This window comes from Amycolatopsis sp. CFH S0740 (assembly GCF_004522315.1).
Lineage (GTDB): Bacteria > Actinomycetota > Actinomycetes > Mycobacteriales > Pseudonocardiaceae > Amycolatopsis > Amycolatopsis nivea.
The window spans coordinates 74,438-87,522 of record NZ_SDLS01000007.1; the positions used below are offsets into that span (position 1 = coordinate 74,438).

The window sequence follows — 13,085 nt, forward strand, 5'->3', positions numbered from 1 at the left end:
AGTTCCTCCTTCGGCGCGCTCAGCGGCGCGGTTCTTTCACGGTGTTCTTTTCGGTGGCCAAGGTCAGCTGCCGCCGCAGGTCCCACAGGAACGGGAAAACCCGCTGCGCGGCCCGGCCTTCGAGATAGCCGGACGATCCGCCGCCGGTGCCGCGCACCAGCCTGCCGATGATCCGTTCGACCAGGCACAGGTGCTCGTGCCGCCAGCGCAGCCACATCCGGTCGTGGTCAAGCAGTTCCTCGCCGAGCAGCACCAGCGCGGCATGCCGCTCCGGTTCCGCGTACACCGCCTGCCAGTCCTCGGCGCCAGCCGCGCGCGGCACCCCGACGGCCACTTCGGCGAGGCTCGGCACGGCGAGCGCGGCGCTCACGTCGGACGGCAGCACGCCGCTGCTGGCCGAGGCGAGCTGGGCCAGGTAACCCGGCTCGCGCAAACCGACCAGCACCTCGAGCACCCGGAACTGCACCGACTGGAATCCGCTCGCGGTGCCGAGCGCGTGCCGGAACTGCAGGAAGGCGCTCGGCTCCAGCGTGTTCAACGTCTGCATCTGCGCGGTCTGGGCGGCGAAGATCTCGTTGACCCGGCGCATCCTGGTGACCGCACGCGCCCACTGCCGGTCGGCCAGGCAGGGCAGAACCCGGTACAGCTCGTGGATCATCACCTTGAACCACAGCTCCATCGCCTGGTGGGTGACGATGAAGTGCAGTTCGTCCGGGTGCTCGGGTTCGCTCACCGGGCGCTGGAGCCGCAGCAGGGCGTCCAGTTCGAGGTAGCTCCCGTAAGTCAGCTCGGCGGTGCCGGGCAGGTCGGTCATCCCGCATCTCCCCCTCTGGGCTGCGCTGCCGGGGCGGTCGCGCGCGGCATTCGGAGTTCGGATTTCCGGCGGCGGTAGCCGTCGCGGCCCACCGCCCGGATCGCGCCCGCGTCCGCCGCGGGCCCGGCCGCGGACCGGCGGTCGAGCTCGGCGGCCAGCGCGGCCACGGTCGGCAGCTCGAACAGCGCCCGCAGCGGCAGGTCGGACTGGAATTCGGCACGGAGCCGGGCGTGCACGCGGGTCGCCAGCAACGAATGGCCGCCGAGCGCGAAGAAATTGTCGTCCGCGCCGACCTCGGGCACGCCGAGCACGACCTGCCACACCTTCGCGACCCTTTCCTCGGAGGGCGTCGCGGGCACCCGGTAAGGAACTCCGCCGAGTTCGTCGCCGTCTGCCTGCCGAAGCGCTTTCCGGTCGATCTTCCCGTTGGGCGACAACGGGAATTCCGTGAGCCGCACGAACACGGCAGGCACCAGGTAGGCGGGCAGCGTGCGAGCGCAGTGCGACCGCAGCCCCGCATCGTCCACTTCGGACTCCGTGACGACGTATCCGACCAGGCGCGCCTGGTCGCCGGTTCCGTGCGCGACGGTGACCGCTGCCCGGACGTCCGGATGCGCCTCGAGCACCGCGTCCACTTCGCCGGGCTCGATGCGCAGGCCGCGGATCTTGACCTGGTGGTCGAGCCTGCCGAGGAATTCGAGCACCCCGTCGGCGCGCAGTCGCACCTGGTCGCCGGTGCGGTACAGCCGGGAGCCGGACGTCCCGGCCGGGTCGGGCACGAAGCGTTCGGCGGTCAGGCCCGGCCGGCCGTGGTAACCGCGGCCGACTTGCACGCCGCCGATGCACAGCTCGCCGGGAACCCCGGCAGGCACCGGTCGCAGGAAACGGTCCAGCACGTGGATCCGCGTGTTGGCCACCGGCGCGCCGAGCGGCACGGCGCCGATCGGGTCCGGCGGGCACGGCCAGTGCGTCACGTCGACCGCGGCTTCGGTCGGCCCGTACAGGTTGTGCAAGGGCACGCCGGGCAACCTCGCCGCGACCGCCCGGACGACCTCCGCGGGCAGCGCCTCTCCGCTGGCGATCAGCCGGCGCAGGGAACTCGCACGGGCGGATTCGGGCGTTTCGACGAACGCCGAGAGCATGGCCGGCACGAAATGCGCCGTGGTGACGGCTTGTTCGTCGGTCAGCTCCGCCAGATAACGCGGGTCTCGGTGTCCTCCGGGCGCGGCGAGCACCAGCCGCGCGCCGGTCAGCAGCGGCCAGAAGAACTCCCACACCGACACGTCGAAAGTCGCCGGCGTTTTCTGCAGCACCCGGTCGTCGCCGTCGAGGCGGTAGGTGTCCTGCATCCACTGCAACCGGTTGACGATCGCGCGGTGAGTGTTCATCGCCGCCTTGGGCCGCCCCGTCGAGCCCGAGGTGTAGATGACGTAAGCGAGATTGTCCGGCACCGCCTCCGGTCCGCCTCGCGGATCGGCTCCCTCGCCCGGATGCACCGTTTCGATGTCCGGCGCGACCGCCTGGTCGGCGACCAGCGCCGCGACCGCACTGTCGGCCAGCAGCGACGCGAGCCGTTCCGCCGGGTGCTCCGGATCGAGCGGCAGGTAGGCGGCAGCGGCGAACAGAACGCCGAGCACGGCGACGACGAGCTCCGGCGACCGGTCCAGGCAGACGCCGACCCGGTCCTCCGGGCCGATCCCGGACGCGCGCAACCGCTGCGCCAGCCGCTCGGCCTTGGTGCACAAGGCCCGGTAGGTCAGCTCGCGCCCGGCCGAGGACACCGCGATCGCGTCGGGTGTTCGATCCGCCTGCGCGCGCACCAGCGCGGCCAGGGTGGTCTCCGGCAGTTCGGCGGCGGGACCGGCGAGCACGGCCTGCGCGGCGAGCTCCGGTGCGGGCAGCAACGGCAGGTCCGGCACCCGCCGGTCGGGGTCCTCGGCCAGCGCCCCCAGCACGCTTTCGTACGAGCGCATCAGGCGGCGGATCGTCGCCTGGTCGAAGAGGTCGGTGTTGTATTCGACGTTGGCGTGCAGCCCTTCGGCGGATTCGCGCACCGAGAGGGTCAGGTCGAAGCGCGCGGTGTCACCGGCCGGCTGGTCGTGCAGCGCGCTGATTTCCAGTCCTGGCCACGGCGCACCGCCCGCCGGCGCGTTCTGCAGCACGAACAACACCTGAACCAAGGGGCTGTGGCTCGGCGAGCGCTCCGGCTGCACCGCGTCGACCAGCAGCTCGAACGGCACGTCCTGCCGGGTGTAGGCGTCCACAGTGGTCTCGCGCACCCTGGCGAGCAGTTCCCGGCCGGTGGGCGCGCCCGTCAGGTCGGCGCGCAGCACCAGGGTGTTGGCGAAGAATCCGATCAGCGGCTCCAGTTCGGGCCGCGAGCGGTTGGCGATCGGGGTGCCGATCAGCAAGTCGTGCTGGCCGCTGTAGCCCGACAGCACGGTCGCGAAGGCGGCGAACAGGACCATGAAGACGGTCGCGCCTTCCGCACTGCCCAGTTCCCGGGCGGCCGCGGCCACCCGCGCGGGCAGGTCGACCGCGAGGTTCGCGCCCCGGTGGGTCTGCACCGCCGGCCGCGGCCGGTCGGTGGGCAGCGCAAGCAGCCCGGGCGCGCCGGCCAGCTTCTCCCGCCATTGCGCGAGCTCGCGTTCCAGCCGCTCGCCGCTGAGCAGTTCGCGTTGCCACACCGCGAAATCCGGGTACTGCACCGGCAGCTCCGGCAGCACCGCGGGCCGGTGTTCGACCGCCGCGGTGTAGCTCTCGCTCAGCTCCGCGACCAGCACGCCGGACGACCAGCCGTCGCTGACGATGTGGTGCAGGTTCAGCAGGAGGACGTGGTCGTCTTCGGCCAGCCGCACCAGCGCCGTCCGCAGCAGCGGGCCGGTTTCGAGGTCGAACGGCGCGCGGGCGTCCCGCCTCGCCAGCGCCCGGGCCTGCGCGAGCGCGTCCGCCCGGTCGAGTTCGCGCAGGTCGACCACTGGCAGCCGGACCTCCGGCATCTTGGCGATCACCTGGTACGGCGTGCCGTCGTCGCTGGAGAACGTGGTGCGCAAGGATTCGTGGCGGCGCACGACGTTCCGCACGGCGTCGGCCAGTGCAGTGACGTCGAGGTCGCCGGCGAGGCGCACTGCCATCGGCAGGTTGTACGCCGAGCTTCCGGGCGCCCATCGGTCGAGGAACCAAAGACGCTGCTGCGCGAAGGAAAGCGGAAGGACGCTAGTGCGCGGGACCGGGGCGAGCGCCGGCGCCGAGTCGTCCGCCAGCCGCGCACGCTCGACGAACCGAGCGAAGTCGGCGAGCGTCGGGTTGTCGAACAAGGCGCGGAGCGGGAGCTCCGCGTGCACCAAGGCAGACAGGCGGGCGATCACCCGCATCGCCGAGAGCGAATGCCCGCCCAGCGCGAAGAACGCCGACTGCCGGCTCACGTCCGTGCGGCCGAGGACGCCCGACCAGACGGTGGCGACCAGTTCCTCCATGCCGGGTCGCGGCCGGTCCGCCTCGGCGGTCGCGGCGGCCCCGGCGGCAGGCGGGAGCGCGCGGCGGTCCAGTTTCCCGTTGGGGGTCAACGGAAGCGCGTCCAGCCGGACGAACGCCGACGGCACCATGTACCCGGGCAGGTGCTCCGCGCAGTGCGCCAGGAGGTCCCGGTCGGCGGAGCCGGTCACCGCGTACGCGACGAGCTGCTGGTTGCCCGGCACGTCCTCGCGGAGCAGGACGACGGCGTCGCGCACCGCCGGGTGCCGGTGCAGGACCGCCTCGATTTCGCCGAGTTCGATCCGGAAGCCGCGCAGCTTCACCTGATGGTCGATGCGGCCGAGGAATTCCAGCGTGCCGTCCACCGCTGCGCGCACCAGGTCGCCGGTGCGGTAAAGCCGCGTGCCCGGCGGCCCGAACGGGTCCGGCACGAACGACGACGCGGTGCGGCCAGGCCGTCCGGCATACCCGCGGCCGACTCCGCTGCCGCCCACGCACAATTCGCCGGGCGCGCCGAGCGGCACCGGACGCTGCCGGTTGTCCAGGACGTACAGCCGCGTGTTCGGCAACGGCGTCCCGATCGGCACTCCGGAAGCGTCCGCGGCGGGCGGGGCCGCGATGACGTGGTGCGTGACGTCATCGGAGCATTCCGTCGGACCGTAGGCGTTGAGCAGCGGAATCCGCGGATGCCGGGCGAGCCAGGTCCGGCAGAGGTCGGCGGGCAGCGCCTCGCCGGTCAGCAGCAGCCACCGCAGCGCAGGCAGTTCCCCGGATGCCTCGGACGCCTCGATCGCGCGGAGCATCGAGGGCACCAGTTCGAGAATCGTCACGTCCCGGCGGGCGGTCTCGGCCATCAGCCGCACCGGATCGTGGGCTACCGGATCGGCGAACACCCGCACGCTGCCGCCGACCAGCAGCGCCGAGAAGAACTGCCACACCGAAATGTCGAAGGACGGCGACGCGGTGGCAGCCACCGTGTCGTCCGAGGAAAGGCCGAGGGCGCGGACCTTCGCGAGCAAGTGGTTGACCATCCCGCGCTGCTCGACCATCGCCCCCTTGGGCCTGCCGGTGGAGCCGGAGGTATAGATGACGTACGCGAGATGGTCCGGCCCGGTCCGCGGATCCGGCGGCTGTACCGCGCTGGGCTGGTCAGCGTCGTCTACGCAGACGATCTGCGCGTCCGTCGGCGGAAGGGCGGCGCGAGCCGCGCTGGTGGTGACCACGACCGCCGCGCGGGCGTCGTCGAGCATGAAGGCGATGCGCTGCGCGGAAAGCGCCGTGTCCACCGGGAGATACGCGCCGCCGGCCTGCCACACCGCGAGGATCGCGACGATCAGGTCGACCGAGCGGTCCAGGCACAGGGCGACCCTGGTCTCCGGCTCGACACCGAGGCCCCGCAAGCGGTGCGCGAGGCCTGCGGCGGCCGCGGCCAGTTCGGCGTAGGTCAGCTCACGGTCGTCGTCGGCCACGGCGAGCGCGTCCGGAGTGCGCGCCGCTTGCGCCTGGAACAGCTGCGGGAAAGTCTGGTCCAGCGGGAACGGCACCGCGGTGTCGTTCCAGTCGACCAGCACCTGCCGGACCTCGTCCTCGGCCAGCAGCGGCAGGTCCGCGACAGTGCGCCGCGGATTGTCCGCCAGCGCTGCCAGCGCGGTGCGGACCTGGTCGAGCACCCGCCGTGCGGTCTGCGGACGGTAGCGGTCGCCGTCGTAGAGCAACTGGAGCCGGACCTGCTCGCCGGGCGCCGAGATCAGCGTCAGCGGGTAGTTGGTCTGCTCGTGCCCCTGCAACCGGTCCACCGCAGGCATCCCGGGCGGACGCGCCGCGGCGGCTTCCGGCAACTGCTCGACCAGGTAGTTCTCGAACACCAACACCGACTCGAACAACGGCTGGTCCCGGGGAGCCGCGCTGACGCCGTGGATCTCCACCAGGGGGGTGAACTCGAACTGGCGGGCGTCGGCGAGCGCGCGCTGCACGTCGTGCAGCCAGTCCAGCGCTTCCCGGTCCGGCTCGACCGCGAGCCGCACCGGCTGGGTGTTGATGAACTGCCCGACCATGCCCTCGGCTCCGGACAAGTCCGCGGGCCTGCCGGCCACGACGGTGCCGAACACCACTTCGGGTTCCATGCTGTGCCGGTGCAGCACCAGCGCCCAGGCGGCGTGCACCAGGGTGCCGAGCGTGACCTGATTGGACCGGCCGAAGTCCTGCACGGCGGCAGTCTGCTCGGCGGTCAAATGCGCGATCTCGGTGGCGGACCCGGTGCCCGGCACCGGCTCGCCCGGTTCGGCCGGCAACGGCGTCGGCGCGCTGATGTCGCCAAATTCCTTGCGCCAGAAGGCTTCCGCTTGCGCCGAATCGCGCTCGGCGAGCCAGCCGAGGTAGTCGCGATACGGCCGGGCCGGCGCCGGGACGAACTCAGTGCCGGTCAGCGCGGCCCGCTGGAACGCGAGGACCTCCTGGAACACCCTGGCCAGCGACCATCCGTCCAGCAGGAGATGGTGGTGGGTCCAGATCAGCTCGCGGGTGTCCTCGCCGGTTCGGACCAACGTCAGCCGCATCAGCGGCGCAGTTTCCGGGCGGAACCGCTCGGCCCGGTCCGCGCGCAGCAGATCCGCCAGCGCTTCGCGTTGTTCCACGGCCGTCCGGCTTCGCCAGTCCAGCTCCCGCCACGGCACTTCCGCCGTGCGGTGCACCGCTTGCAGCGGGGAATCGCCGTCGCGCCAGTGGAACGAAGTGCGCAGCACCGGGTGACTCGCCACCACCGCCGCCCACGCCGAACGCAGCGACGGCATGTCGAGGTCGCCGGTGAGCCGGCAGGTCACCTGCTCGACGTTCACGCCGCCCTCCGGCGCGTACAGCAGGTGGAACAACATCCCTTGCTGCATGGGCGACAACGGATACAGGTCTTCGAGGCCGCCGGGCAGCGCGGCGAACCGGTCCACCGCGTCCTGGGTTACCGTCGCGAGCGGGAAGTCCTGCGGGGTCGCCAGCGCGGCGTCCTCCGCGACGCCCGCGAACTGCGCGACGCAATCGAGAAAGCGGCCCGCCAGCCGGGCCACGGTGGCTTCGCGGTGCCGGCCGGGGCTGTAGGTCCAGCGGACCTGGAGCTTGCCGTTCGCGACGGCGGCGGTCACTTCCAGCGCATACCGGCGCGGCGCGCGGTCGTCCTGCGGCACTCCGGCCGGTTCGCCGGACAGCCGCCAGCCGGCGCCGTTCTCCGGGTTCTCGTCGAACTGGCCGAGGTAGTTGAACAGGACGTCGCGCTCGGCCGCCCCGAAACGGACGCCCCGGCCGTAGGCGAGCAACTGGTGCCCGATGCCGCCGTCCGGCACCGACCGGAGCCGGGCTTTCGCGTGCCGCAGCGCCGAAACCGCGTCGCCCGCGGACAGCTCGAGCGGGTAAAGGCTGGTGAACCACCCGACAGTGCCGGTCAGGTCGACACCGGCCCAGCGCGTCTCGCGGCCGTGTCCCTCGGTGTCCACTACCACGCGGTCGCGGCCGGACCACTCCCCCAGGGTCTGGCCCAGGGCGGCGAGCAGGACCTCGACGGGCCGCACCCGGGCAGACCCGGCGTGCAGGAGGGAGCGGGTCTGCCGCCGGTTCAGCGACCGGGTCACAGTTGCCGCTGTGCCGGCCATGTGCGGTCCGGCGCTGGGGAAATCGACGGGCAGCGACGCGTTCGCGGCGCGGAGCATGTCCTGCCAGAACGGGATTTCCGCGGCGAGTTCGTCCGACTCCGCGTGCTCGGCCAGCCGAGTCGCCCAGGCAGCGAAGGAAGTGCCGGACGCGCCGGCTGGCGGCTTTCGGCCGCGGGAGATCTCGGCGTAGGCCGCCGAGAGGTCAGCCAGCAGGACGCGCCACGAAACGCCGTCCACTCCCAGGTGGTGGACGACCAGCAGCAGCCGCTCGCCGTCGTCGCCGAGGCTGACATGCACCGCGCGCAACAGGAGGCCGTCGTCCAGGGCGAGCGAAGTCTGCGTCTCAGTCGCGATCTCCTCGAACGCGCGGACCGGCTCGGCGCTCGCGGAGAGGTCGACGCAGCGCAGAAGCTCCGGATGCTCGGCGGGCTCAGCGATCCGCTGCTGCCACCGGCCGTCGGGGCGTCGCTCGAAACTGAGCCGCAGCGCTGCGTGCTTCGAGGTCAGGTGCACGAGCGCGGCTCGCAGCGCGTCGGGGTCCGCGGGCTGGTCGAGCCGCATGACGAACGCTTGGTTGAAGTGATGCGGAGCGGGCCGTTCCGCGGCGAAGAACCAGGACTGGATCGGCGTCAGCGGGATCGGGCCGGTCGGATCGGGCTCTGCCACCGCGGGTTCGGCTGTTTCGGAGCCGGCCGCCGTCGCCAGTTCGGCCACGGTCTGGTGCTCGAACAACTGCCGCGGATTGATCCGCAGCCCGGCCTGCATCGCCCGGGCCGCGATCCGCATGCTCAGGATCGAATCTCCGCCCAGTGCGAAGAAATTGTCGTGCACGCCGACCGCGTCCAGCCCCAGGATGTCCTGCCAGATCTCGGCGAGCGCCCGTTCGGCGGGGGTGTCCGGCGCGGCGTACTCGGCACCGGACTGAACGCGGTCGGCGGACGGCGCCGGCAAAGCGGCATCGTCGATCTTGCCGTGCGCGGTCAACGGGAACGCGCCGACAACCACGTAGTGCGCGGGGTGCAGGTAGCTCGGCAGGGACCCGGCCACGTGTTCGCGGATGTCGGCGATCTCGCCGGTGGTGACCAGGTACGCGGCCAGCCTCTCGTCGCGCAGCAGCACGTGTGCGGCGGTCACGTCCGGGTGGGTGCGCAGCGCGGATTCGATCTCGCCCGGCTCGACGCGGTGCCCGCGGACCTGCACCTGGCTGTCGCTGCGCCCGAGGTAGACGAACGTGCCGTCGGGCAGCGCCCGCGCCAGGTCGCCGGTGCGGTACATCCGGGCGCCCGGCGCGCCGTGCGCGTGCGGGTCCGGCAGGAAGCGCTCCGCGGTGAGCCCGGACCGGCCGAGGTATCCGCGGGCGGGCCCGGCGCCGCCGACGTAAAGCTCGCCGGCCACGCCGGCGGGCACCGGGCGCAGATCGTCGTCCAGGAGGTACACGCGCAGGTCCGCAATCGGCCTGCCGATCGCCGAGCCCGCCCCGGGCCGCAGATCGGCCTCGGCGACCCGGTGCTGGGTCACGTGCACGGTCGTCTCGGTGATGCCGTACATGTTCACCAGCCGCGGCCGGCGCAACCCGGTGCGGCCGGCCCAGCCGGCGAGTTGTCCGGCGGACAGCGCCTCGCCGCCGAAGATCACCGTGTGCAGGGCGGGCAGTTCGCCGGCGCGAGAGGCCAGCGGCAGGAATGCCGAAGGTGTCTGGTTCAGCACGGTGACCGCTTGCTCGGCAAGGAGTTCCGCGAAGTCGTCCGGCGAGCGCCGGGTCGGTTCGTCCACCAGCACCAGCCGGCCGCCGTGTGCCAGCGCGCCCCACAGCTCCCACACGGAGAAGTCGAAGGCGATCGAGTGGAACAGGCTCCAGATGTCGTCCGCGCCGAACCCGGTCCAGCATTGGGTCGCGTCGAACAGCCGGGCCGCGTTGCCGTGCGGCACCAGCACGCCCTTGGGCTGTCCGGTGGAACCCGACGTGTAGATCACGTACGCCAGCTGCGCCGGGTCCACCGGCACGTCGGCCGGTTCGGCCGCACGCTCGTCCAGGACGACGACCGCGGGTCCGGCAGGCACCCGCGCGGCCAGGTCCGCGGTGGTGACGACGATCGGCGTCCGGCTGTCGGCCACCAGGTACGCGATCCGGTCGGCCGGGTAAGCCGGGTCCAGCGGCAGGTACGCGCCGCCGGCGAGCTGGCAGGCCAGTACCGCGATCACCTGCTGCGGCCCGCGCTCCGACAGCACGCCGACCAGCTTCTCCGGGCCGACGCCCGCGGACCGCAGACGTTCCGCGAGACCGGACGCGCGTCGCAGCACCGCGCGATAGCTCAGCTGTTCCTCGCCCCACACGACGGCGATCGCGTCCGGCCGCGTCCGGGCCTGCTCCTGGAAGCGGGTCACCAGCGGCGTCGGTGCGGCCAGTTCGCCGGCCTCCGGGTTCCACCGCCGGACCAGCTCCGCCTCGTCCACTGTGGACACCAAGGGCAGCCGGGCCACCGGGCGGGCCGGATCGGCGGCCATGCCGGCCAGCAGCCGGGCGAGCTGGCCGAGCAGGTCGGCGGCGGTCGGCGCGTCGTACCGGTCGGTGGCGTACAGCAGGCGGAGGCTGAACCGGTCGCCCGGGGCCGCGACCAGGGTCAATGGCACGTCGGTCTGCTCGGCGACCCGCACGTCGCGCACCACCGGGTCCGATTCGCCGCGCACGGAGTCGTCGCCGAGCGGGTAGTTCTCGAAGACCACCAGGCTGTCGAACAGCGCGACCCCGCCCGGTACTTCGCTCCACGCCCGGATCCGCGCCAGCGGCGTGTGTTCGTGCTGCCGCAGCTCGGCGACCGAGCGCTGCAGCTCCGGAAGCCACTCGCCGACTGGCTGACCGTGCGACCAGCGCACGCGCACCGGAACGGTGTTGATGAACAGCCCGATCATGTCCTCGGAGCCGGGCAGTTGCGGCGGACGCCCGGCCACAGTCACGCCGAACACCACGTCGTCGGAACCGCTGTGCTTGCCCAGCAGCAGCCCCCAGGCGGCCTGCACGACCGTGCTCGCAGTGAGCCCGTGCTCCCGGCACATCCGCTGCAGCGCCGCTGTCGCTTCCTCGTCCAGCTCGGCGACCGCGCTCGCCGATCCCGCCGAGCCGGGGTTCGCGGGCCCGGCCGGCAGCGGGGTCGGGGCGGCGAACCCGCGGAGCGCGTCGCTCCAGGTCTTCTCGGCCGCCTGGTCGTCCCGGGCCTGCAGCCAGCCGACGTAATCGCGGAACGGCCGGACCGGCGCAAGGCGGACCTCGGCACCGGGCGCCGCCGAGTAGTACGCCATCACTTCGCGCAGCAGCCTTGCCCGGGACCATCCGTCGAAGATCAGGTGGTGGTTGCTGCAGACGATTTCCCACGCGTCCTCGGCGAGCCGGATCAGTGCGATGCGCAGCAGCGGAGCCCGCGCCACGTCGAACCCGCGGGTGTGGTCGGCGCGCAGGAACTCCTCCAGCCGCTGCTCGCGCTCGGCGTCGCTCGCGCCGCGCCAATCCTCCATCACGACGTCGAGCCGCGCCTCGCGGTGCACGACCTGAACCGGCTCGTCCAGCTTCTGCCACAGGAACGAGGTGCGCAGCGCCGGGTGCCGGTCGACCACGCGCTGCCACGCGCGGGCGAAAGCATCCGGGTCGAAGGGGCCTTCGACCCGGAACGCGACCTGTTCCACGTACATCCCGCCGCGGTCGTCGGAGACGGTGTGGAACAGCAATCCTTGCTGCAGCGGGGAAAGCGGGTAAAGGTCCGCGACGTCGCTCACAGCGCCGAGTCCAGCTCGTCGGCGGCCGCGGCCGGGACGACCGCGACCGGCAGCCTGCTCGGACCGCTGAGGAAGTTGGAGCGCACTCGCGTCACCGGCCCGGCCACGTCGATGTCCGCGGCGAACTCGGCCAGCGCGCCGAGCAGGGCGGACATCTCCACCCGGGCCAGATAGGACCCGAGGCAGAAGTGCGGGCCGAACCCGAACGTGACGTGTTTGTTGGGCTGGCGGGCCAGATCGAACACCTCGGGCCGGTCGAACACCCGCTCGTCCCGGTTCGCCGAGCAGTTCCACACCGTCACGATGTCGCCCGCGGCGATGGTGCGGTCGTGCAGCACCACGTCTTCGAGGGCGACCCGGCCGAAGTGCATGGCCGGCGTCGCCCAGCGGAGCACCTCCTCGACCGCGGTTTCCTTCGCCACCGCGCCCTCGCGCAGCGCGCGCCACTGGTCTTTGTGCTCGCTGAGTGCCTGCACCGCGGTGCACATGGACAGCCGCGCGGTTTCGTCGCCGCCGATGACGAGGCTGTAGCAGTTGAAGATGATCTCGTGCACGGTGAGCGCACGATTGCCGATGCTGCCGGTGGCGAGCGCGCTGATCACGTCGTCCTCCGGGTTTTCGCGGCGCAGCTCGGCCAGCTCGGCGAAATACATCAAGATCTCGTTCCGCGCCGCCCACGCGTCGCTGAACGTTTCGTCCGCGTCGTCGGAACTGAGCGCGGATTTGTTCAGGCGGAGCAGATGCGGCCGGTCGGCCTCGGGCACGCCGAGCAGATCGCAGATGGTGGTCATCGGGATCCGGTCGGCCACCTCGCCGGCGAAATCGAACGTGCCGCGCCGCACCGCGGCCCGCACTGCCCGCCGGGTGGACCGGCGCACCTGCCCGGAGACCCGTTCGAGCACCCGCGGCGAGAACGCCTTCAGCAGCACCGCGCGCAGTTCCCGCTGCCGCGGCCCGTCGGTGACCGCGAGCATTTTCCCGGCCGCGGTGTCGCCGCCGCGCAGCAAAGTGGTGAGCAGATTGCCGCGTTCGGACGTGAACCGGATGTTGTCCTTGTACACCGCCTGCACATCGGCATGCCGGGTGATCACCCAGAATTCCGGGCCGTGCGCCGTTTCGGAATGCCGGTAAACCGGTTCGCGGTCGCGCAGATAACGCCACATCCCGGACAGGTCGGAATCGGCATGGGTGGCCGGGTCGGCCAAATCGAACACCGCCGGGTTTTCCGCCGCAACCGCCGTTTCGGCACTCACGAAGCCGCCCTCCGTCTTCCGCCGCCCCGGGCGGTCGTCCCCTGCGCCGGAACCGGACTGCTCCACATGCTGTCCGGTCGGCGAGCCCGACAGTAGAGGCTTCGGCGGAATGCGTGCAAGACCTTCCCGGCAATGCTTTCA

Annotated in this window: 3 protein-coding genes; all 3 read right to left on the bottom strand. The window is 72.1% G+C overall.

What is annotated here, in order from left to right; all coding sequences use genetic code 11:
• Positions 1-19: 19 nt before the first annotated feature.
• The 3 genes from EIZ45_RS14605 to EIZ45_RS14615 are packed head-to-tail and all read right to left on the bottom strand — an operon-like array spanning position 20 to position 12,944.
• Positions 20-814, bottom strand: coding sequence for a tryptophan 2,3-dioxygenase family protein (locus tag EIZ45_RS14605; RefSeq protein WP_134662795.1), 795 nt, complete (start codon positions 812-814; stop codon positions 20-22).
• Positions 811-11,691 carry a non-ribosomal peptide synthetase gene (locus EIZ45_RS14610; RefSeq protein WP_134662796.1) on the bottom strand — a complete coding sequence of 3,627 codons (10,881 nt, stop codon included), beginning with the start codon at positions 11,689-11,691 and terminating at the stop codon, positions 811-813. Before EIZ45_RS14610 ends, EIZ45_RS14605 begins: the two co-directional genes overlap by 4 nt.
• Positions 11,688-12,944 (bottom strand): cytochrome P450, encoded by a 1,257-nt coding sequence (locus tag EIZ45_RS14615; protein WP_240690616.1) that lies wholly within the window; start codon positions 12,942-12,944, stop codon positions 11,688-11,690. Before EIZ45_RS14615 ends, EIZ45_RS14610 begins: the two co-directional genes overlap by 4 nt.
• Between the last annotated feature and the right edge of the window lie 141 nt (positions 12,945-13,085).

Bases quoted from the DNA above. Each gene is read 5' to 3' on its own strand.
- EIZ45_RS14605 (WP_134662795.1), bottom strand. From the start codon at position 814: ATGACCGACCTGCCCGGCACCGCCGAGCTGACTTACGGGAGCTACCTC.